The organism is Pseudomonas atacamensis, from assembly GCF_017167965.1.
GTDB lineage: Bacteria > Pseudomonadota > Gammaproteobacteria > Pseudomonadales > Pseudomonadaceae > Aquipseudomonas > Aquipseudomonas atacamensis.
Genome location: NZ_CP070503.1, coordinates 3,657,064 through 3,677,664, shown reverse-complemented (window position 1 = coordinate 3,677,664; position 20,601 = coordinate 3,657,064). Strand labels below are relative to the sequence as shown.

The 20,601-nt window shown below is 60.7% G+C and carries 18 protein-coding genes; 12 read left to right on the top strand and 6 right to left on the bottom strand.

What is annotated here, in order from left to right; all coding sequences use genetic code 11:
• Window positions 1-140: 140 nt before the first annotated feature.
• Window positions 141-1,424 carry an arsenic transporter gene (locus tag JWU58_RS16620; RefSeq protein ID WP_206420566.1) on the top strand — a complete coding sequence of 428 codons (1,284 nt, stop codon included), beginning with the start codon at window positions 141-143 and terminating at the stop codon, window positions 1,422-1,424.
• Window positions 1,425-1,535: 111 nt separating this feature from the next.
• Here JWU58_RS16620 and JWU58_RS16615 read toward each other — a convergent pair whose 3' ends face one another.
• The gene (locus JWU58_RS16615) at window positions 1,536-2,486 is read right to left on the bottom strand and encodes a DUF1853 family protein (RefSeq protein ID WP_206420565.1); all 951 of its coding nucleotides are present in this window, start codon (window positions 2,484-2,486) and stop codon (window positions 1,536-1,538) included.
• 114 nt (window positions 2,487-2,600) lie between these two features.
• Between JWU58_RS16615 and JWU58_RS16610 the strand changes: the two genes are divergently transcribed.
• Genes JWU58_RS16610 through pepN form a run of 6 tightly spaced genes read left to right on the top strand, consistent with a single transcriptional unit; the run spans window position 2,601 to window position 9,119 of the window.
• Entirely contained in the window at window positions 2,601-3,491 is an 891-nt protein-coding gene (locus JWU58_RS16610) for an NAD(+) kinase (RefSeq protein ID WP_016774212.1), read from the top strand.
• Entirely contained in the window at window positions 3,491-4,462 is a 972-nt protein-coding gene (locus JWU58_RS16605) for a metallophosphoesterase (RefSeq protein WP_122610185.1), read from the top strand. The genes JWU58_RS16610 and JWU58_RS16605 overlap by 1 nt, the downstream gene beginning before the upstream one ends.
• A complete protein-coding gene (locus JWU58_RS16600; RefSeq protein ID WP_123441680.1) occupies window positions 4,459-5,328 on the top strand; it encodes a rhomboid family intramembrane serine protease in 870 nt (289 codons plus the stop codon). The genes JWU58_RS16605 and JWU58_RS16600 overlap by 4 nt, the downstream gene beginning before the upstream one ends.
• Window positions 5,329-5,363: 35 nt before the next feature.
• On the top strand, window positions 5,364-5,624 hold the full coding sequence (locus tag JWU58_RS16595) for a YeaC family protein (protein WP_016774215.1): 261 nt from the start codon (window positions 5,364-5,366) through the stop codon (window positions 5,622-5,624).
• A complete protein-coding gene (locus JWU58_RS16590; RefSeq protein ID WP_016774216.1) occupies window positions 5,621-6,451 on the top strand; it encodes a DUF2797 domain-containing protein in 831 nt (276 codons plus the stop codon). Before JWU58_RS16595 ends, JWU58_RS16590 begins: the two co-directional genes overlap by 4 nt.
• Window positions 6,452-6,461: 10 nt before the next feature.
• Window positions 6,462-9,119 (top strand): aminopeptidase N, encoded by a 2,658-nt coding sequence (gene pepN / locus JWU58_RS16585; protein ID WP_206420564.1) that lies wholly within the window; start codon window positions 6,462-6,464, stop codon window positions 9,117-9,119.
• 182 nt (window positions 9,120-9,301) lie between these two features.
• On the opposite strand, the gene katG is transcribed toward pepN, so the two are convergent.
• Both katG and JWU58_RS16575 read right to left on the bottom strand, forming a co-directional pair.
• Window positions 9,302-11,578: a catalase/peroxidase HPI gene (katG, locus tag JWU58_RS16580; RefSeq protein ID WP_206420563.1), complete on the bottom strand. Its 2,277-nt coding sequence runs from the start codon at window positions 11,576-11,578 to the stop codon at window positions 9,302-9,304.
• A gap of 219 nt (window positions 11,579-11,797) precedes the next feature.
• Window positions 11,798-14,008, bottom strand: coding sequence for an LTA synthase family protein (locus JWU58_RS16575; RefSeq protein WP_206420562.1), 2,211 nt, complete (start codon window positions 14,006-14,008; stop codon window positions 11,798-11,800).
• A gap of 325 nt (window positions 14,009-14,333) precedes the next feature.
• Between JWU58_RS16575 and JWU58_RS16570 the strand changes: the two genes are divergently transcribed.
• Window positions 14,334-15,350, top strand: a complete 1,017-nt coding sequence (locus tag JWU58_RS16570; RefSeq protein WP_206420561.1) for an ABC transporter substrate-binding protein — start codon at window positions 14,334-14,336, stop codon at window positions 15,348-15,350.
• Between the two features lie 219 nt (window positions 15,351-15,569).
• On the opposite strand, the gene JWU58_RS16565 is transcribed toward JWU58_RS16570, so the two are convergent.
• The gene (locus tag JWU58_RS16565) at window positions 15,570-16,049 is read right to left on the bottom strand and encodes a copper chaperone PCu(A)C (protein WP_056784698.1); all 480 of its coding nucleotides are present in this window, start codon (window positions 16,047-16,049) and stop codon (window positions 15,570-15,572) included.
• Window positions 16,049-16,654, bottom strand: a complete 606-nt coding sequence (locus tag JWU58_RS16560) for an SCO family protein (RefSeq protein WP_016774221.1) — start codon at window positions 16,652-16,654, stop codon at window positions 16,049-16,051. Before JWU58_RS16560 ends, JWU58_RS16565 begins: the two co-directional genes overlap by 1 nt.
• A 274-nt stretch (window positions 16,655-16,928) precedes the next feature.
• Between JWU58_RS16560 and JWU58_RS16555 the strand changes: the two genes are divergently transcribed.
• From JWU58_RS16555 to JWU58_RS16545, 3 genes are all read left to right on the top strand, one after another.
• Window positions 16,929-17,855 (top strand): Gfo/Idh/MocA family protein, encoded by a 927-nt coding sequence (locus tag JWU58_RS16555; RefSeq protein WP_206420560.1) that lies wholly within the window; start codon window positions 16,929-16,931, stop codon window positions 17,853-17,855.
• 129 nt (window positions 17,856-17,984) lie between these two features.
• On the top strand, window positions 17,985-18,614 hold the full coding sequence (ycaC, locus tag JWU58_RS16550) for an isochorismate family cysteine hydrolase YcaC (RefSeq protein ID WP_016774235.1): 630 nt from the start codon (window positions 17,985-17,987) through the stop codon (window positions 18,612-18,614).
• Window positions 18,615-18,757: 143 nt separating this feature from the next.
• Complete coding sequence (locus JWU58_RS16545; RefSeq protein ID WP_206420559.1) at window positions 18,758-18,958, top strand: hypothetical protein; 201 nt, start codon at window positions 18,758-18,760, stop codon at window positions 18,956-18,958.
• A gap of 70 nt (window positions 18,959-19,028) precedes the next feature.
• Here JWU58_RS16545 and JWU58_RS16540 read toward each other — a convergent pair whose 3' ends face one another.
• Window positions 19,029-19,655 (bottom strand): helix-turn-helix domain-containing protein, encoded by a 627-nt coding sequence (locus tag JWU58_RS16540; RefSeq protein ID WP_016774227.1) that lies wholly within the window; start codon window positions 19,653-19,655, stop codon window positions 19,029-19,031.
• A 46-nt stretch (window positions 19,656-19,701) separates the two neighbouring features.
• On the opposite strand from JWU58_RS16540, the gene JWU58_RS16535 reads away from it, so the two are divergent.
• Complete coding sequence (locus JWU58_RS16535; RefSeq protein WP_206420558.1) at window positions 19,702-20,397, top strand: B3/B4 domain-containing protein; 696 nt, start codon at window positions 19,702-19,704, stop codon at window positions 20,395-20,397.
• The last annotated feature ends 204 nt before the right edge of the window (window positions 20,398-20,601 follow it).

Genomic DNA, 20,601 nt, shown 5'->3' with positions numbered 1-20,601 from the left:
AACTCACTGTGGGAGCGAGCCTGCTCGCGAAGGCTGTGTGTCAGATAATAATTTCATGTCTGGCTCACCGCTTTCGCGAGCAGGCTCGCTCCCACATTTGTTCGACTTCCACCCGTTTCGCTATTTGAAGGCTTCTGCGAATGCTCGCTGCGTCACTGATTTTCCTGCTGACCATCACCCTCGTCATCTGGCAACCCAAAGGTCTCGGCGTCGGCTGGAGTGCAACGCTGGGCGCCGTGCTGGCGTTGATTTTTGGCGTCGTTCACCTCACGGATATCCCGCTGGTCTGGCAGATCATCTGGAACGCCACCGGCACCTTCGTGGCGCTGATCATCATCAGCCTGTTGCTCGACGAGGCTGGCTTTTTCAACTGGGCGGCGCTGCACGTGGCGCGTTGGGGGCGGGGCAGTGGGCGCAAACTGTTTGCCTTCATGGTGCTGCTCGGTGCGCTGGTCTCGGCGTTGTTCGCCAATGACGGTGCGGCGCTGATTCTCACGCCGATCGTAATTTCGATGCTGCTGGCACTGCGCTTTTCACCGGCGGCGACGCTGGCCTTCGTCATGGGCGCCGGGTTCATTGCCGACACGGCAAGCCTGCCGCTGGTGGTATCGAACCTGGTCAACATCGTTTCGGCGGATTTTTTCCACATCGGCTTCAACCGCTATGCAGCGGTGATGGTGCCGGTCAACTTCGTCAGCGTGGCGGCGACGCTGGGCATGTTGCTGTGGTTTTTTCGCCGCGACATCCCGGCGGCGTACGATCCTGCACAACTGGAAAACCCGCAAACCGCGATCCACGACAAGGCGACGTTCTATGCCGGTTGGGCGGTGCTGGTGATCCTGTTGATTGGCTGCTTCGCTCTGGAACCGCTGGGCATTCCAATCAGCGCGATTTCGGCGGTGTGTGCTGCGCTGCTACTGGGCATCGCTGCGCGCGGCCACAAGATCTCCACGCGCAAGGTTATGAAAGAAGCGCCGTGGCAGATCGTGATTTTCTCGCTGGGCATGTACCTGGTGGTGTACGGCCTGCGCAACGCCGGGCTCACCGGTTACCTCGCCGGATGGCTGGACGTGTTCGCTGAGCACGGGGTGTGGGGCGCGGCCCTGGGCACTGGGGTGCTGACGGCGCTGCTGTCGTCGATCATGAACAATCTGCCAACGGTACTGATCGGCTTGCTGTCGATCGACGCCAGTCAGGCCAGCGGCGTGATCAAAGAAGCGATGATCTACGCCAACGTGATCGGCAGCGACCTGGGGCCGAAGATCACTCCGATCGGCAGTCTGGCGACCTTGTTGTGGTTGCATGTGCTGGAGCGCAAGGGCATTCACATTGGCTGGGGCTATTACTTCCGCGTCGGGATTGTGCTGACGGTGCCGGTGTTGCTGGTGACGTTGGCGGCGTTGGCGGTGCGGCTTTCGCTGTAGACCCGGGTGGGCCCAATCGCTGGCAAGCCAGCTCCCACAGGATTTGTATTCACCGCGAAACCTGTGGGAGCTGGCTTGCCAGCGATTGGGCCAGTTCAGAAACCACAAATCTCAGGTTTGGCCGGGCACATTCGGCCAAAGATCCGCCACCAGAAACAACCGCTCGGCCTCTTCCCATTCGCCCTGGGCATTCTCGGTCAGGCGCACCATCAACTGCGCCGGGGCCAGTGCTGGCAGGTCTTCCAGCCACAAGCGCAGATGTTCGTCCGTCCAGACCTGATCCGCCGGATAATGCGCCGGCGCCAGCCAGGCGTGGCGGGGCAGGGGTTGCCAGCGGCCCGGCGGGCGTTGGGCGACAAACGCCGGCCAGTCCTTCTGATGCAGCCAACTGCCACGCAGATGTTGCGGATGCGCGCCGTGCGGTGAGTCGGCCTGCCCGGGCCACGGATACAGCAGATAACCGCCCAGCCACAGCTGCGCGCTGAAGGTTTCGATATCCAGCGCCGCCAGCACTTCGCGGCTTTCCGGGCGCGCCGAGATCGGCAATTGATGCTCGGCCAGATGCGCCAGCTTACGATCCAGCCGATCATGACAACCCGGCCCCAGCCACTGCGCGGGATCGCGGCCATCGCCATCCTGCGGGCCAAGGTAGAGCTTGATCGCCAGTTCCAGATGATGCACGCCGTCGCGGTCACGCAGCAGCATGTCCAGCTCGCCGAGGGTGTGCCCGGCGCGGCGGATTGGCAGGTTGGCGGCGATCAGTTCGATGCCCGGCGCATGCGAGACGGCGAACTGCCACAGGCGCTCGTAATACAGGCCCAGACGGCGGGTGCGCGCCTGCGCCAGCCATTGCAGCAGGCCGTAACTGTCGTGGTCGAGCTGGCGCAGCCAGTGTTCGAGACGCTGCGGGTCGTGCACCCAGTCGCTGCCGGCGAGCGGATGGCGCTGCGGCCACGGTGTAGCGGCGAGCATCGGCGGCGCGAGGATCACCCACGCCAGGTCCCGCACTTCGGGATGGCGTAACTGATGGGGCAACTGCAACAAGTCGGGAAACAGGATCATCTTGCGAGCATAGCCTTAAACCTGAGCGCACCCTTGAGGCTGAAAGGATTTTGTCTATCTGGCGCTTTCGCCCATAATCGGGTTTTCGCGTTTTCGATTGTCCGCAGAGGTCCCATGGAGCAATTTCGTAATATCGGCATCATCGGTCGCCTGGGCAGCTCCCAGGTGCTGGATACCGTCCGCCGACTGAAACGCTTTCTGCTCGACCGTCACCTGCATGTGATCCTCGAAGACACCATCGCTGAAGTCCTGCCCGGCCACGGCCTGCAAACTTCGTCGCGCAAGATGCTCGGCGAAGTCTGCGACATGGTCATCGTCGTCGGCGGTGACGGCAGCCTGCTCGGCGCCGCGCGGGCGCTGGCCAAACACAATATTCCGGTGCTCGGCATCAACCGTGGCAGCCTCGGCTTCCTCACCGATATTCGCCCGGACGAGTTGGAAATCAAGGTCGCCGAAGTGCTCGACGGCCACTATCTGGTGGAAAACCGCTTCCTGCTGCAAGCCGAAGTGCGTCGCCATGGCGAGGCCATCGGCCAGGGCGATGCGCTCAACGACGTGGTGCTGCACCCGGGCAAATCGACGCGGATGATCGAATTCGAGCTGTACATCGACGGCCAGTTTGTCTGCAGCCAGAAGGCCGACGGCCTGATCGTCGCCACGCCCACCGGCTCCACTGCCTACGCCTTGTCTGCCGGCGGGCCGATCATGCATCCCAAGCTCGACGCTATTGTGATTGTGCCGATGTACCCCCATACCTTGTCGGGACGGCCGATCGTGGTCGATGGCAACAGTGAGCTGAAAATCGTCGTGTCCAAAGATATGCAGATCTATCCGCAGGTGTCCTGCGACGGCCAGAACCACTTCACCTGCGCACCGGGCGACACCATTACCGTGAGCAAAAAGGCACAGAAGCTGCGCCTGATTCATCCGCTCGATCACAATTACTACGAGGTGTGCCGCACCAAGCTTGGCTGGGGCAGCAAGCTGGGGGGCGGAGGCGACTGATGCTCGATCCCGCGCGCAGTTACGACCTGATCGGTGACGTGCACGGATGCGCCATGACCCTCGAACACTTGCTGGACCGTCTCGGTTATCACAAGCAAAGCGGGGTCTGGCGGCATCCGTCACGCATGGCAGTGTTCGTCGGCGACATCATCGACCGTGGCCCGCGCATTCGCGAGGCGTTGCACATCGTTCACGACATGGTCGAAGCGGGGCAGGCGCTGTGCATCATGGGCAACCACGAATTCAACGCGCTCGGCTGGGTCACCCCGGCGCCACCGGGCAGCGGCAAGCAGTTCGTGCGCGAACACACCAAGCGCCATGCGCGGCTGTTGCAGGAAACCCTGACTCAATTTGAAGACCATCCCGGCGACTGGCATGACTTCCAGCAGTGGTTCTACGAGCTGCCGCTGTTCGTCGATGCCGGTCGCTTCCGCGTGGTGCATGCGTGCTGGGATGCCGGTCTGATCGAGCCGTTGCGGGCGTTGTTCCCCAATGGCTGCGTCGATGAGCATTTCCTCCAGGCCTCGGCGGTGCCCGGCAGCTTCGCCTGCACCGTGTTCGATCGCCTGCTGCGCGGCACCGACATGCGTCTGCCCGGTGGCCTGACCATGACCAGCGGCGACGGTCTGGTGCGTTCGTTCTTCCGCACCAAGTTCTGGGAAGACGACCCGAAAACCTACGGCGACATCGTCTTCCAGCCCGATGCACTGCCGGAACCTGTCGCGCAGACGCCGCTGACTTCAACCGAAAAGAATTCCCTGCTGCGCTATGGCGTCGACGAGCCGTTGCTGTTCGTCGGCCACTACTGGCGCAGCGGCAAACCGGCGCCGATCCGCCCGAACCTCGCGTGCCTGGATTACAGCGCCGTGCTCTACGGCAAACTGGTGGCCTATCGTCTGGACCAGGAAACGCGCCTGGATCCGCAAAAATTCGTCTGGGTCGATGTCGAGCGGCCGGAGGTCCTGCAATGAGTGCGGTAGCGGTATTGCGCCTGCCGTTGGCGGTGGATTTGAGCGGTTTTGTCAAACTGCTGCAACGCATGCAAGTGCCCCATCGGGTCAGCGAAGAGGCGGGCGAACAGGTGTTGTGGGCGCCGGAGGAAATCAGCGAGGACGTGCGCTCCTTGTACGAGCGCTTCCCGGCCGGCGACCCGGATCAGCAACTGGACATTCCCGTGGGCCAGACCTTCAAACGGCCAAGCTTCGCCGAACAGCTGAAACACGCCAAAGCCACCGGATTGATTCTGCTGTTGAGCCTGATCGTCGGTGGTCTGACCTTCCTCGGTGAAAATCTGGAAACGCTGCGCTGGCTGACCTTCCTCGATTTTCGCGTGATCGGCGAGTACATCCACTTCACGCCCCTGGCCGACAGTCTGGCGGCAGGGCAGTGGTGGCGGCTGGTCACGCCGATGCTGATCCACTTCGGCATCCTCCATCTGGCCATGAACGGCATGTGGTACTGGGAGCTGGGGCGGCGTATCGAGTCGCGCCAGGGCAGCATCAACCTGATCGGCCTGACGCTGCTGTTCAGTCTGGTGTCCAACTACGCGCAGTTCGTCTGGAGCGGGCCGAGCCTGTTTGGTGGGCTGTCCGGCGTGCTTTACGGCTTGCTCGGGCATTGCTGGATTTTCCAGCTTCTGGCGCCGAACCCGGCCTATCGTCTGCCGCGCGGCGTGCTGGTGATGATGCTGGTGTGGCTGGTGGTGTGCATGTCCGGGCTGATTTCGCTGATCGGTTTCGGCCAGATCGCCAACGCCGCGCACCTGAGCGGGTTACTCATCGGATGCTTCACCGGTTTGTTGGGCGGTTTGTATAACCGCCGTAAACTGGCCGTCTAACATTTTTTGTTTCAGCAAAGAGCACGGAGACCCTGATGTCCTCTTTCAACGACATGATCAACAACATCACCCCGGACATCTACGAAAGCCTGAAACTGGCCGTGGAAATCGGCAAATGGTCCGACGGCAACAAACTCACTGCCGAACAGCGCGAGCTGTCGTTGCAGGCGATGATTGCCTGGGAAATCCAGAACCTGCCGGAAGACCAGCGCACTGGCTACATGGGCCCGCAAGAGTGTGCGTCGAAGTCGATCGAAGTGCCGAACATCCTGTTCAAGTCGGATGCCATCCATTGATCGAGATTGGCCGCGGTGCAATCAGCAAAATGTCGGCGCGCCTGGACGGGTCGAACGTGCAATACGCGTTTCGTCTGGATGACGTCGAGGTGCCGGTCAATCCGTTGATCGGCAGCACGTTGCGTCTGGAATTCCTGGGGGCGATTCACTGCACCCATTGCGGGCGCAAGACCAAAACCAGTTTCAGTCAGGGTTATTGCTACCCGTGCATGACCAAACTGGCGCAGTGCGACCTGTGCATCATGAGTCCGGAGCGTTGCCACTTCGACGCCGGCACCTGCCGTGATCCGGTGTGGGGCCAGCAGTTCTGCATGACCGATCATGTGGTTTATCTGGCCAACTCGTCGGGGATCAAGGTTGGCATCACCCGTGCTACGCAGTTGCCGACCCGCTGGCTCGATCAGGGTGCGAGTCAGGCGCTGCCGATCATGCGCGTGTCGACACGGCAGCAATCGGGCTTTGTCGAAGACTTGTTCCGCAGTCAGGTGGCGGACAAGACCAACTGGCGCGCACTGCTCAAGGGCGATGCGGCGGCGGTGGATCTGGCGCAGGTGCGCGATCAGTTGTTCGAAAGCTGCGCCGAAGGCCTGCAAGGGTTGCAGGAGCGATTCGGCCTACAGGCGATTCAGACGATTGCCGATGTCGAACCGCTGGAAATCCGCTATCCCGTCGAGCAATACCCGGCGAAAATCGTCAGCTTCAACCTGGACAAGAACCCGATTGCCGAAGGCACGCTGCTGGGGATCAAGGGCCAGTACCTGATCTTTGACACCGGCGTGATCAACATTCGTAAATACACGGCGTACCAGCTCGCCGTGCATCAATAAGGATTCCAGCATGCGCACCGAACAACCGAAGATGATTTACCTCAAGGACTATCAGGCGCCCGAGTACCTGATTGACGAAACGCACCTGACCTTCGAGTTGTTCGAGGACCACAGCCTGGTTCACGCGCAACTGGTGATGCGCCGTAATCCTGAACGTGGCGCCGGACTGCCGCCGCTGGTGCTCGACGGCCAGCAACTTGAGCTGCTCTCGGTGACGCTGGCGGATCAGGAACTGAGCGCTGCTGACTATCAAGTCTCGGACAGTCACCTGACCCTGCAGCCGACCAGTGAAACGTTCACCCTCGACACCAGCGTACGCATCCACCCGGAAACCAATACCGCGCTGGAAGGCCTGTACAAGTCCGGCACGATGTTCTGCACCCAGTGCGAGGCCGAAGGCTTTCGCAAGATCACCTATTACCTCGACCGCCCGGACGTGATGAGCAAGTTCACCACCACCGTCGTGGCCGAACAGCACAGCTACCCGGTGCTGCTCTCCAACGGTAACCCGATCGCTTCCGGCCCCGGTGAAGACGGCCGGCACTGGGCGACCTGGGAAGACCCGTTCAAGAAACCGGCGTACCTGTTCGCGCTGGTCGCCGGTGATCTGTGGTGCGTCGAAGACACCTTCACCACCATGAGCCAGCGCAACGTCGCGCTGCGCATTTATGTCGAGCCGGAAAACATCGACAAGTGCCAGCACGCGATGAACAGCCTGAAGAAATCCATGCGCTGGGACGAAGAGGTCTACGGTCGCGAGTACGATCTGGACATCTTCATGATCGTCGCGGTCAACGATTTCAACATGGGCGCGATGGAGAACAAGGGCCTCAACATCTTCAACTCCAGCGCCGTGCTGGCCCGCGCCGAAACTGCCACCGACGCCGCGCACCAGCGGGTCGAGGCGATCGTCGCCCACGAATACTTCCACAACTGGTCGGGCAACCGCGTGACCTGCCGCGACTGGTTCCAGCTGTCGCTCAAGGAAGGTTTCACGGTGTTCCGCGATGCCGGTTTCTCCTCGGACATGAACTCGGCGACAGTCAAGCGCATTCAGGACGTGGCGTACCTGCGTACCCACCAGTTCGCCGAAGATGCCGGCCCGATGGCCCACGCCGTGCGTCCGGACAGCTTCATCGAGATTTCCAACTTCTACACCCTGACCGTGTACGAAAAGGGCTCGGAAGTGGTCGGCATGATCCACACCCTGCTGGGCGCAGAAGGCTTCCGCAAGGGCAGCGATCTGTACTTCGAGCGCCACGACGGCCAGGCCGTGACCTGCGACGACTTCGTCAAGGCCATGGAAGATGCCAATGGCGTTGATCTCAGCCAGTTCAAGCGCTGGTACAGCCAGGCCGGCACACCGCGTCTGGCCGTCAGCGAGTCCTACGACGCTGCGGCGAAAACCTACAGCCTGACCTTCCGCCAGAGCTGCCCGCCGACCCCGGACAAGGTGGAAAAACTGCCGTTCGTGATCCCGGTGGAGCTCGGCTTGCTCGACAGCCAGGGCAATGAAATCGCTCTGCGTCTGGCTGGCGAAGCCTCGGCACAAGGCACCACTCGGGTGATCTCGGTGACCGAAGCCGAGCAGACCTTCACTTTCGTCGACATCAACGAACAGCCTTTGCCGTCGCTGCTGCGCGGCTTCTCGGCGCCAGTGAAATTGAGCTTCCCGTACAACCGCGATCAACTGATGTTCCTGATGCAGCACGACAGCGACGGTTTCAATCGCTGGGATGCCGGTCAGCAACTGTCGGTGCAAGTGCTTCAAGAGTTGATCGGCCAACATCAGAAAGGCGAGAGCCTGAAGCTCGATCCGCGTTTGGTGTCGGCGCTGCGCACGGTGCTGTCCGACGAGTCGCTGGATCAGGCGATGGTTGCCGAAATGCTCTCGCTGCCGGGTGAGGCCTATCTCACCGAGATCAGCGAAGTGGCTGACGTCGAGGCGATTCATGTCGCTCGCGAGTTCGCCCGCAAGCAACTCGCCGAAGGCTTGTTCGAAGCGCTGTGGCTGCGTTATCAGGCCAATCGCGATCTTTCGAAAAAGACTCCGTACGTCGCCGAGGCCGAGCACTTCGCCCGGCGCGCCTTGCAGAACATTGCCCTGTCGTACCTGATGCTCAGCGGCAAGCCGGAAGTGTTGGCAGCGGCCCTGGAGCAGTTCGAGACTGCTGACAACATGACCGAGCGCCTGACTGCGCTGGCGGTGCTGGTCAACTCGCCGTTCGAAGAACAGAAGGCCCTCGCCCTGGTCAGCTTCGCCGAGCACTTCAAGGACAATCCGCTGGTCATGGATCAGTGGTTCAGCGTGCAGGCCGGCAGCACGTTGCCGGGCGGTTTGGAGCGGGTGAAGGCGTTGATGCAGCACCCGGCGTTCAACATCAAGAACCCGAACAAGGTGCGGGCATTGATCGGCGCGTTCGCCGGGCAGAACCTGATCAACTTCCACGCGGCGGACGGTTCAGGTTATCGCTTCCTCGCCGATCTGGTGATCGAACTGAACGGCTTCAACCCGCAGATCGCCTCGCGCCAACTGGCCCCGCTGACCCGCTGGCGCAAATACGACAGCGCGCGCCAGGCTCTGATGAAGGCTGAGCTGGAACGCATTCTGGCGTCCGGGTCGCTGTCCAGCGATGTGTATGAAGTGGTGAGCAAAAGCCTGGCGTAACCCGATCCGGTAGGAACCGTCGAGTTGATCGTTCCCATGCTCTGCGTGGGAATGCCTCTCTCGACGCTCTGCGTCGGCTTTGGGACGCAGAGCGTCCCTTGCTGCATTCCTTTGCTGCGCGTGGGAACGATCAACAAAAAATGCCGCTCAACGAGCGGCATTTTTATTGGCACAACAAACAGCTATTTACGCAGATCAAACCGATCCAGATTCATCACCTTCGTCCATGCCTTGACGAAATCGTTGACGAACTGCGCCTTCGCGTCGGAACTGGCGTACACCTCGGCCAACGCGCGCAATTGCGCATTCGAGCCGAACACCAGATCCACCCGAGTCGCCGTCCACTTTGGCGCCCCGGTCTTGCGGTCACGGCCTTCAAACTCATCGGCATCCCGTGACGTTGGGGTCCACTCAACTCCCATGTCCAGCAGGTGGGTGAAGAAGTCATTGCTCAGCGTTTCGGTTTTATCGGTGAACACGCCATGCCGCGTCTGGCCGACATTGGTGTTCAATACCCGCAAACCACCCAGCAGCACGGTCATTTCCGGTGCCGTGAGCGTCAGCAACTGCGCCTTGTCGATCAGCAGGGTTTCCGCCGCAACCGTGTATTTTCCTTTGCTGTAATTGCGGAAGCCATCGGCAATCGGTTCGAGGAAGCCGAACGATTCGACATCGGTCTGCTCCTGCGAAGCATCGACGCGGCCCGGTGAAAACGGCACCGACACCGAATGCCCGGCGTTTTGCGCGGCTTTTTCCACCCCGGCATTACCGGCCAGGACGATCAGGTCCGCCAGCGAGATCTTCTTGCCACCGGCGGCCGAACCGTTGAACTCGTTCTGAATACCTTCCAGTTTGCTCAGCACCTTGTCCAATTGCTCGGGCTGGTTGGCCTGCCAGAACTTCTGCGGGGCCAGACGCAAGCGTCCGCCGTTGGCGCCACCGCGCTTGTCCGAACCGCGGAAGGTCGATGCTGCAGCCCACGCGGTCGAGACCAGTTGCGACACTGACAACCCTGAAGCCAGCACCTTGTTTTTCAGCGCCGTGGCGTCGCTGTCATCGATCAGCGGGTGCGTCACGTCGGGCAGCGGGTCTTGCCAGAGCAATTCCTCTTGTGGAAATTCCGGGCCGAGGTAGCGGGAGAGCGGACCCATGTCGCGATGGATCAGCTTGTACCAGGCGCGGGCGAACGCGTCGGCGAGCTGATCGGGATTGGCCAGAAAGCGCCGCGAGATTTGTTCGTAGGCAGGATCGAAGCGTAACGCCAGATCGGAGGTGAGCATGGTCGGCGAGAGCTTCTTGTTCGGATCGTGAGCGTGGGGAACGGTGCCTGCACCCGCGCCGTTTTTCGGTTGCCACTGATTGGCGCCCGCCGGGCTTTTGGTCAGCTCCCACTCGAAGCCGAACAGGTTTTCCAGATAGTTGTTGCTCCACTGCGTTGGCGTGGTGGTCCAGGTCACTTCCAGACCACTGGTGATGGTGTCGGCGCCTTTACCGGTGCCGAAGGCGTTTTTCCAGCCCAGACCCTGTTGCTCCAGACCGGCCGCTTCCGGCTCTGGGCCGACATTGTCGGCCGGGCCGGCGCCGTGGGTCTTGCCGAACGCGTGGCCGCCGGCGATCAGCGCCACGGTTTCTTCGTCGTTCATGGCCATGCGGCCGAAGGTTTCGCGAATGTCCTTGGCCGAGGCCACCGGGTCCGGGTTGCCTTCCGGGCCTTCCGGGTTGACGTAGATCAGGCCCATCTGCACGGCGGCGAGGGGATTTTCCAGATTGCGTTCGCCCTGATCGGTACGGCTTTCTTCACGGCCATGCAAATCGGGCTCAGCCACCAGCGTGCCGTCGCCGGGCTCTTGCACTGGGCCATTGCTCTTGCCGTAACGGTTATCGCCACCGAGCCACTCGGTTTCCGAACCCCAGTACACGTCTTCATCCGGTTCCCAGACATCGGCGCGGCCCCCGGAAAAACCGAAGGTCTTGAAGCCCATGGATTCCAGCGCGACGTTGCCGGTAAGCACGATCAAGTCAGCCCAGGAAATATTGCGCCCGTATTTCTGCTTGATCGGCCACAGCAGGCGGCGGGCCTTGTCGAGGCTGACGTTGTCCGGCCAACTGTTGAGCGGGGCGAAGCGTTGCTGTCCGGAGCCGGCGCCCCCACGGCCATCGGCGGTGCGATAGGTCCCGGCGCTGTGCCAGGCCATGCGCACGAACAGCGGGCCGTAGTGGCCAAAGTCGGCTGGCCACCAGTCCTGAGAATCAGTCATCAGCGCTCTGATGTCTTGTTTCAGCGCCTGAAAGTCGAGGCTTTTGAAGGCCTTGGCGTAGTCGAAGTCCTGGCCCAGCGGATCGGACTTGGGGGAATGCTGGCTGAGGATTTTCAGATTGAGTTGATTCGGCCACCAGTCACGGTTCGTCGTACCGCCGCCGGCGGCGTGGTTGAACGGGCATTTCGATTCGTTTGCCATGTTCGTATCCCTATCAGGTCTGCGGCCGGCTCGTGCCGACTTCGGACTGGTAAGGCTAGACCCGAGTTGGCAAGTCGGCTAATAGCCCGACTATTGGATACCGATAGGCAAACTCTTTCACCATCCCATGTAGGAGCCGCCGAAGGCTGCGATCTTTTGATCTTTGTTCACCAAAAAATCAAAAGCAAAGATCGCAGCCTTCGGCAGCTCCTACAGGGGTTAGCTCGATTGTGCGGTATCGTCCTCTGGCACGTCGTCGAGGATGTCTTCCTGGCCGGGCAGTTCGGTGATGACGCTGAAGTCGCTGACTTCAACCGCGCCATTGCCATACCCCAGCAAATGAAACGAGAACGCCTTGCGCGGCTGGGGGTTTTCAAAGCTGAAGTCCAACTCCAGTGGCTGGTCCGCCGTGGCGATCATTTCTGCTGGCAGGCCCAGTTGCACGTCCTGTTCGAATTGCTTGGCCTTGAGCTGAATGTACGCCGCCTGCTGCGGATCGACCGAGCGCACGGTCAGGCGTACGCGGGTGTGCGAGCCTTTGGGCATTTCCAGGTATTGCGCGCCGATCAGGTTGTCGGCCCAGTCATCCTTGATCTGCGCTTGCAAAGGGATGATGTTGTTGCTGCCGAACTGGTAGCGATGGTTGAGTGGCGTGCGCAGCAGTGACAAGTCGAGGGCATCAGCGCGCGCGGCGATCTGCCGGGCCGGATGGCCGCTGTAGGTGCCTTTGTAAGTAGCGCTTTCGGCGATGAAACCGGTGCTTTGGTAGTAGCGGCAGCGGCGCGGCAGGTCGCATTCGGAGAAAATGCCTTGGCCGTTGTGGTAGCGCAGCTTGCCGTTGGTGAACGACATGATTTCGCGCCCCGAATCGTAGTCGCGAAACAGCGAGCGGCCGCTCAGCGCAGTCGGCACCGGCAGGTCGAAATAGTCGAGGATCGAGGTGCTCAGATCGACGTGGCCGTAGACCCCGGCATTCAGACGCGGCAGTTGCGCCTGCTCCGGTGCCAGCGTCAGGTTGAAACCCCATGAGGAGGCCAGCCGCACGCCGTCGATGCCGTGGGATTCATCCGAGGTGATCACCACCAAAGTGTCCTTGAGAATGCCTTGGCGCTCCAGCCCCGAAAGAAATTCATCCAGCGCATCGTCGAGATAACCCACAGCAGCCTGCTTCGGCGTTTCATAACGCTGCAGATAATCCTCCGGTGCAGAGTAGGGCTGGTGGGTGCCGACTGTCAGCAGCGTGAGCATCCACGGCTGTTTTTGCTTCTTCAGGTGGCCGACGTAATCCAGCGCACCTTCGAAGAACGCCTTGTCATCCTTGCCCCAGGGGAATTCCAGGTAGTTGCTGTTGCTGAACCATTCCAGACCGTGGGTCGCATCGAAACCGATGTGCGGCATGATCTTGTCTTTGGCCATGAACCGCAGGCCGGCGCCCTGCAAGTAATGAGTGCTGAAGCCGTGCTCGCGCAGCTGCGCCGGCAGGCAGGCCTGATTGCGTTCGTTGAGGGTGAGCATTTCCACGCCTTTGGGCGTGCCATTGTTGAGCTTGTCGTAGTCACCGCACAGCATGGCGTACAGACCGCGAATGGTCTGATGGGTGTGCAGCACGTAGTCTGGGGTGTTCATGCCGCGCTCGGCCCAGCGGCTGAGGTTGGGCATCAGGTCTTCCTGATAATGACTGCCGATCGCCTCACGGTTGGCGCGGATGTAGGCGCCGGGGATGCCTTCGAGCGCGATGATCAATACATTGCGCGCCTGCCCCGGCGCGGCGAGCAGCTTCTGGCCATTGAGATCGACGTCGGTGAGCCCGGCCATCGCCGGTGTAGGTTCTTCGACGTCGCCGTCGAGCCATTCCTCGGCCTGGATCTGCAGGTCGGCGACTTCACTGGCGAGCAACTGATGGGGCAGGTTGTACAGGCGCCAGGCGTCGCCGTCATTCGGCCACAGGTTTTGCGCACCCCAGTGTGCGGCGAGTAACACGATTGGCGCGGCCCAGACAGAGCGAGGCAGAGCAGGGCGAGACAAGCCGCGACCAACAAGCTGAGTCAGCAGCCAGAAAACCAGGGCACCCAGCAAAGCCATGGCCAGGGCAGGGTGCGCAAGTCCGCCGCCAGTGGAGTTTTCAACGAATTGCGGGTCGATCAGGTAGTGAATATCCGAAGGCGTCGGCAGGCGGCCGACGGCGCTGACCAATTCTGCCGTGGCGATCGCCAGCAGCGCCCAGAACATCAGCACCGGCAAGGCCAGCCACCATGCGCGGCGATGCAGTGTTACCACCAGCAAACTGCCGACGGCCAGATCCGACAAAAAGCCCAGCGGGTTTGACCAGCCCAGCGCCGCCCGCAGGCACACCGGCACGACCAATACCAGAACGATGAGAGAAAGAAGGCGGGCATTCGGCCGCCGCAGCCAGTTGAAAAGAGCACTCACAAAAAAGGCCTGCTTGTCATCAAAGGGTCAAAAAAGTGTGGGTGATGATACCAAGGGCAGAAAGGCTGATCGGCTTTTAAAACCTGCGGCTGGCGATCGCTGAAACGGCGCGTGCCCATAGCGGGCGTGGATTGTGGGACGTATGGCCGTTTTTCGGAGGGGCAGTATTTTGTTTCAGACTGTTGTAGGTCCATCCACTGCCTGAATTTCAGCAGCAGACGCTAAATCGCGGAGTGCTATCGATATGCGATAAAGATATTTAAGTTCTATTTTTTATAGCTATAAAGTCAGGCCTTTCAGCCCACCCCCATGCTGCGAGGTTGTCATGGCCACACCGTTCAAACGTTCTGCGCTGACTCTGTTGGCCGCAACTCTGGCAGCGGGCGCGCTGTTCAGCAGCGGCGCCCGGGCCGAGGGCAAAATCAGCATCGCCCAGCAATTCGGCATTGGTTACCTGATTCTCGACGTCGTGCGCGATCAACAACTGATCGAGAAACACGGCAGGGCCCAAGGCCTGGAGATCAAGGTCGACTGGAACAGCATTTCCGGCGCTACGGCCATGAATGAGGCGCTGCTCACCGGAGCGCTGGACGTCGTCTCGGCCGGCGTGCCGCCGATGCTCACCGTGTGGGATCGCACCAAGGGCAAGCAGAACGTCAAAGCCATCGCCGCGCTGGGGTCGATGCCCAATTACCTGCTGACCAACAACCCGAACATCAAAACGCTGAAAGACTTCAGCGACAAGGATCGTATCGCCGTGCCTGCCGCTGGCGTGGGTTTCCAGTCGCGCACCCTGCAGATTGAAACCGCCAGGGAATTCGGAGACGAGCAGTTCAAGAAGTTCGACAACATTTCAGTCAGCCTGCCGCACCCGGACGCCACCGCTGCGCTGATCGCTGGCGGCTCGGAAATCAACTCGCATTTCTCCAGCCCACCGTTCCAGTACCAGGCGCTGCAAAACCCCAACGTGCATAAAGTGCTGAGCTCCTACGACATCCTCGGCGGCCCGGCGACGTTCAACGTGCTCTACACCACGGAAAAATTCCACGACGAAAACCCGAAAACCTACAAAGCTTTCTATGACGCACTGGCCGAAGCCGAGAACATCATCAAAGCCGACAAACCCGCCGCCGCCCAAGCCTACATCCGTGTAGAGCAATCGAAACTGCCGCTGGCCCTGGTCGAGCAAATCGTCAAAGACCCGGAAATCGACTTCACCGTTGTACCGCAACGCACGTTCATCTACGCCGAGAAATTGCAGGAACTGGGTGTGTTGAAAAACAAGGCGGGGAGCTGGAAGGATTACTTCTTTGAAGAAGCGCATGGTGGTGCGGGGAGTTGAGAATTGGGCGTCACCCGGCACTACTGTGGGAGCGAGCTTGCTCGCGAAAGTGGAGTTTCCGCCACGAATGAATTGACTGGCCTGACGCCTTCGCGAGCAAGCTCGCTCCCACAGGTTTAGCGGCCTAAGCCTTCTTCCGGCCAATAAAAAACGGGGCGGCACGATCATCGATCAAGCCGCCCCGCTTATCTGTCGGGCGAACAGTCTTTCAGTCAGCGATCAATGCATCTTGCTGTGATCGTGGCCGCCCATGTTGGTCAGCGCGCGAACCGGTGCTTTGACTTCGATGGTTTCTTTCTCGCCCTTGGCGTTTTCCACGGTCAGGGTCAGCGGCACGTTTTCACCTTCCTTCAACTGACCGGTCAGGCCCATCAGCATGACGTGGTAGCCGTTCGGGTCGAAGCTCACGGCTTTGCCGGCCGGCAGCTCAACTGATTTCACCGGGCCCATGGTCATGACGTCGTTCTTCATGCTCATTTCATGAATCTGCACGTCCTTGGCCACTGGCGAGGCAACGCTGAGCAGCTTGCTGTCGCTGTCGGCAGTGACGGTCATGAACGCGCCGCTGGCGGACTGGGTCGGCACGGTGGCACGGACCCAGGCGTCGTCGACTTTGGTCTGCGCCGACGCCTGAAAGGCCAGGCCGAGCAGGGACAGTGCACATACGGTGCGTTTGAGGTGATTCAGAACGGGATGCATCAGCAGACCTCCATAACAGTAAGCAAATCTTCCGTGCACTCTTGGGCTGTCAGCGAAGTTGACAGGCCCAGGCGCAACTCACCACGCGAGTCGTAGACGTAGCTGGTGGACGTATGGGAGATGGTGTAGGTGTCGCCGGCCGGGACTTTCTCGTAGAACACGTCGAATTCCTTGGCGGTGGCCTTGGTTTCCTCAAGCGTGCCGTACAGCGCGACGAAGCTCGGGTCGAAGGCTTTGACGTAGGCGTCGAGGATCTGCGGCGTGTCGCGCTCAGGGTCGAGGGTGATGAACACCACTTGCAAACGGTCGCCGTCGCGGCCCATGAGTTTTTTGATCTGTGCGGCGCGGGCCAGGGTGGTGGGGCAAACGGCCGGGCACTGGGTGAAACCGAAAAAGATCATCGGCATCATCCCGCGAAAGCTCGACAGCGACATGGTTTCGCCTTCGGGATTCTTCAGCTTGAAGGTGCGTCCGAGGATCTTGTCGCTCAGATCCTTGCCGTACTTGTACGACAGTTGGCCACGGGTATCGCAACCGGCGAGCAGGCCGAGCCCGAGCACGCCCATTCCCGCAAGTACCTTGCGGCGAGTCAACAAAGCCGTCATCTAATACCGCCTTTTGCAGCCCGCCAGTCGGCAGGACTGGCGAGGGGTTAACCGTAAAAGCGCCGCATGATAGCAAACTGAGGCTGATCGCCGGCTGCCGATCGCCGCGCGGTGCGGGATCGGACGACAAAAGGTGTAAGAAGAAATGACGAATAAGCCATGCGTTCGCCGCGACCAAACTTTGATTTAAATAGTATGACGATTGGAGACGAGCGCAGAAACACGTACTCTTGCCGCTGCGCTGCAAAGACCAAAACAACAACAGGAGTCTGTAATGCAACCGATTCGTCTCGGCCTGGTGGGCTACGGCAAGATCGCCCAGGATCAACACGTTCCCGCCATCCTCGCCAACCCGGCGTTCCAGTTGGTGGCGGTCGCAACCCAGGGCAAACCTTGCGCCGGGGTGGAGAACTTCCAATCGCTGGGCGAACTGCTCGAAAACGGCCCGACTGTCGACGCAATTGCGTTCTGCACGCCGCCACAGGGGCGCTTCGCACTGGTGCAACAGGCGTTGGCGGCCGGCAAGCACGTGCTCGTGGAAAAACCGCCCTGTGCGACATTGGGCGAGGCCATGGCCCTGGTCGATCAAGTCGCCGATCAAGGCGTCAGCGCTTTGTTCGCCTGGCATTCACGCTACGCACCGGGCATCGCCGCCGCCCGCGACTGGCTGGCCGGCCGCACCCTGCAAAGCGTGCAGATCGACTGGAAGGAAGACGTGCGCAAGTGGCATCCGGGTCAGGCATGGATCTGGCAACCGGGCGGCCTCGGCGTCTTCGACCCGGGCATCAACGCCTTGTCGATCGTCACCCACCTGCTGGCGCTGCCGCTGTTTGTCGAAGCCGCCGAACTGCGCGTGCCGAGCAACTGCCAGTCGCCGATTGCCGCCTCGATCAAAATGTCTGATGCGCATCAGCTCGACGTACGCGCCGAGTTCGATTTCGACCATGGCCATGACGAACTGTGGAGCATCGAAATCCGTTGCACCGAGGGCGTTCTGCGCCTGGACAATGGCGGCGCGGTGCTGAGCATCGACGGCGTGCGCCAAAGCGTCTCGGAGGAGGGCGAGTACGCAGCGGTCTACCGCCACTTCCAGCAATTGATAAGCGACAAGGCCAGCGACCTGGATCTGCAACCGTTGCGCCTGGTGGCGGACAGTTTCTTTGTCGGTAGTCGGGCGTTGGTTGAGCCGTTCTACGATTGAAATGGATTGTCCGGTTTGAGTGGACGGTGTAACCCTTTTCAAGCGATTTATCCCTTTGTCGTGCGTCAGTAATCTGTACCCAACTTGAACGCAACAACAAAACTCAAAACTTGAAAAGGGACGCACACCATGACCACTCCAACCTACAACCGCCTGAACAAAGACGACGCTATCGTGCTGCTGGTTGACCACCAGACCGGTCTGATCTCGCTGGTGCAGGACTTCTCGCCGAACGAGTTCAAGAATAACGTGCTGGCGCTGGCGGATCTGGCCAAGTTCTTCGACCTGCCAACCATCCTCACCACCAGCTTCGAACAAGGCCCGAACGGCCCGCTGGTACCGGAGTTGAAAGAAATGTTCCCGGACGCGCCATACATCGCTCGCCCAGGTCAGATCAACGCCTGGGACAATGAAGACTTCGTCAAGGCGATCAAGGCCACCGGGCGCAAGCAGATCATCATTGCCGGTGTCGTAACGGATGTGTGTGTAGCGTTCCCGACGCTGTCGGCGCTGGCAGAAGGGTTTGATGTGTTTGTGGTCACCGATGCCTCCGGCACCTTCAACACCACCGTGCAGCAAGCCGCATGGAGCCGCATGACTCAAGCCGGCGCGCAGATGATGAACTGGTTCTCGGTGGCCTGTGAGCTGCACCGCGACTGGCGCAACGACATTGAAGGCCTGGGCAATCTGTTGTCGCAGCGCATTCCCAACTACCGCAACCTGATGAACAGCTACTCGGCGCTGACGCAGCAGAAGTAAGCGTTAAATCCAAAGCAAAAGCCTGCCTCGAAAGCAGGCTTTTGCGTTTTCTCCAGGACGCCGTTCGTCCATTGTCGGGCACTTGTCACGCAAGGGCATTTCACACGCTCAGGTACCTATCGCTGAACACCTCGGAGAACGACATGGACATTGATGAAAACGCACCGGGCAACCAGTCGCAACAAGCCGTGACGCGCCCCACCGACAACGAGACCGGGCACGATCCCAAGCGCGAAAACCCCGAGGTGCCTTTGCCGCCGGACGATGAGGCGCCTGTAGAAGAAGACATGTCGGATGTGGATGCGGCCAATTCGGTTTCGACGGAGCATCCGCCGTCACGCTGATCGTGTGGTTTCAAGGGGAATGCTCCCTGTGATGGTCAACCCGGACAGTTCCCTCTCCTCGGGGAGAGGGCTAGGGTGAGGGGCTTTCCCTGGCACCCTGATGCAGTTCAGTCACCGACATCGTGAAAACCAGTTTCGCTCGCCCATGGTTGGCATACCCATGCGCCACATCGGTCCGCGCCACCGCCGAACACCCAGGCCCGACAATCAGCTCGGCATCGCCAACGTGCAAATGCAACGTGCCTTTCTCGACATGAAACAGCTCTGTGGTGCCATTCGGGTGACCGGCTGAAGAAAACGACTCGCCGGGAAACAATTCCCAGCGCCACAACTCGAGCATGTTCGGGCCGCTGGTGCCGGCCAGCAGTCGTGCCGATCCACCCAGCTCACCGGTCCATAGCGTGGGGATGTCATCACTGTCGATCAGATGCGCCGCCGGAGTGTCGGCGACATTGACGAAGTCCGCCACGGACAAGCCCAGCGCTGCGGCGATTTTGCACAATGTCGCGATGCTTGGGTTGGCCGAGCCCTTCTCGATCTCGACCACCATGCCTTTGCTCACGCCGGAGCGTCTGGACAGTTCATCCAGGGTGATGCCCTGTTGTTTGCGCGCCTGTTTGAGCGTGCGCGACACCGCCGCGCTGACGGTCTCGACGTCGGCGCCGGCTTCGGTCGATATATTGACTTTCTTGGTCATTGATCGCTAGCATCGTTTGAAATTCGGGTATGAGGGGGATTCTGGGATGCTGTCTGTCGTGCCGTCAATCGATCCGGCTGTTGCGCAACTCGCGCCGGGCTTCAGAGCGCTGAGTATTGTCGTGCAAGCGGCGCCGATTACTCAGGCATACGTGGCCGGTGAAGCACTGGCCAAAGCCTGTCAGATCGTCGCCAACGGTGGCCCGGCATGGGCGCCCGCGCACTTGCAGGCCTGGGCGGACGTGTTTCGCCAGTTCGGTGCCAAACCGCAGCGCACGCCTTGCTCGGCCGAGGCTCTGCGCAAACGGGTGTTGCGCGACGGCGAGTTGCCGAGCATCGATCCGGTGGTTGATCTGTACAACGCCATCAGTCTGGAATACGCGATTCCCGTGGGGGGCGAGAATGCCGAGGCCTACGTCGGCTCACCGCGTCTGGTCGTCGCCGATGGCAGCGAACCGTTCGACACGATGAAAGAAGGCCAGCCCGCACATGAATTCCCGGACGCCGGCGAAGTGGTCTGGCGCGATGACCAAGGCGTGACCTGCCGGCGCTGGAACTGGCGCCAAGGCGTGCGAACCCGCCTCGATGCGCAGGCGCAGCACATGTGGTTCATCCTCGAAAGCCTGCCGGCGATGCCGCTGGAAGCGCTGACCGAGGCCGGCGACAAGCTCATCGAAGGCCTGCAGCAAATGATGCCCGGCGCCGAGATCGAAAGCATGTTGATCGGGCCGGGAGCGCATTAGGTTAGATATGATTGCCAGCCCGTTTCGTCAGCGGCACCGCGATTCCCTGTGGGAGCCTGCTCGAGAAGGCGGCACATTCAACATCTTTGCCGGCTGATCCACCGCTTTCGCGAGCAAGCTCGCTCCCACAGTGTTCCGTGTTGACCAATGATTTGGTGGTGCTACAACCTCTGTGGGAGCGGGCTTGCCCGCGAAGACGGCGGT

Bases quoted from the DNA above. Each gene is read 5' to 3' on its own strand.
- JWU58_RS16610 (WP_016774212.1), top strand. From the start codon at position 2,601: ATGGAGCAATTTCGTAATATCGGCATCATCGGTCGCCTGGGCAGCTCC.
- pepN (WP_206420564.1), top strand. From the start codon at position 6,462: ATGCGCACCGAACAACCGAAGATGATTTACCTCAAGGACTATCAGGCG.
- JWU58_RS16545 (WP_206420559.1), top strand. From the start codon at position 18,758: ATGGACATTGATGAAAACGCACCGGGCAACCAGTCGCAACAAGCCGTG.
- JWU58_RS16615 (WP_206420565.1), bottom strand. From the start codon at position 2,486: ATGATCCTGTTTCCCGACTTGTTGCAGTTGCCCCATCAGTTACGCCAT.
- JWU58_RS16555 (WP_206420560.1), top strand. From the start codon at position 16,929: ATGCAACCGATTCGTCTCGGCCTGGTGGGCTACGGCAAGATCGCCCAG.
- JWU58_RS16560 (WP_016774221.1), bottom strand. From the start codon at position 16,654: ATGACGGCTTTGTTGACTCGCCGCAAGGTACTTGCGGGAATGGGCGTG.
- JWU58_RS16595 (WP_016774215.1), top strand. From the start codon at position 5,364: ATGTCCTCTTTCAACGACATGATCAACAACATCACCCCGGACATCTAC.
- JWU58_RS16620 (WP_206420566.1), top strand. From the start codon at position 141: ATGCTCGCTGCGTCACTGATTTTCCTGCTGACCATCACCCTCGTCATC.
- JWU58_RS16565 (WP_056784698.1), bottom strand. From the start codon at position 16,049: ATGCATCCCGTTCTGAATCACCTCAAACGCACCGTATGTGCACTGTCC.
- JWU58_RS16605 (WP_122610185.1), top strand. From the start codon at position 3,491: ATGCTCGATCCCGCGCGCAGTTACGACCTGATCGGTGACGTGCACGGA.
- JWU58_RS16540 (WP_016774227.1), bottom strand. From the start codon at position 19,655: ATGACCAAGAAAGTCAATATATCGACCGAAGCCGGCGCCGACGTCGAG.
- JWU58_RS16600 (WP_123441680.1), top strand. From the start codon at position 4,459: ATGAGTGCGGTAGCGGTATTGCGCCTGCCGTTGGCGGTGGATTTGAGC.
- JWU58_RS16535 (WP_206420558.1), top strand. From the start codon at position 19,702: ATGCTGTCTGTCGTGCCGTCAATCGATCCGGCTGTTGCGCAACTCGCG.
- ycaC (WP_016774235.1), top strand. From the start codon at position 17,985: ATGACCACTCCAACCTACAACCGCCTGAACAAAGACGACGCTATCGTG.
- JWU58_RS16570 (WP_206420561.1), top strand. From the start codon at position 14,334: ATGGCCACACCGTTCAAACGTTCTGCGCTGACTCTGTTGGCCGCAACT.
- katG (WP_206420563.1), bottom strand. From the start codon at position 11,578: ATGGCAAACGAATCGAAATGCCCGTTCAACCACGCCGCCGGCGGCGGT.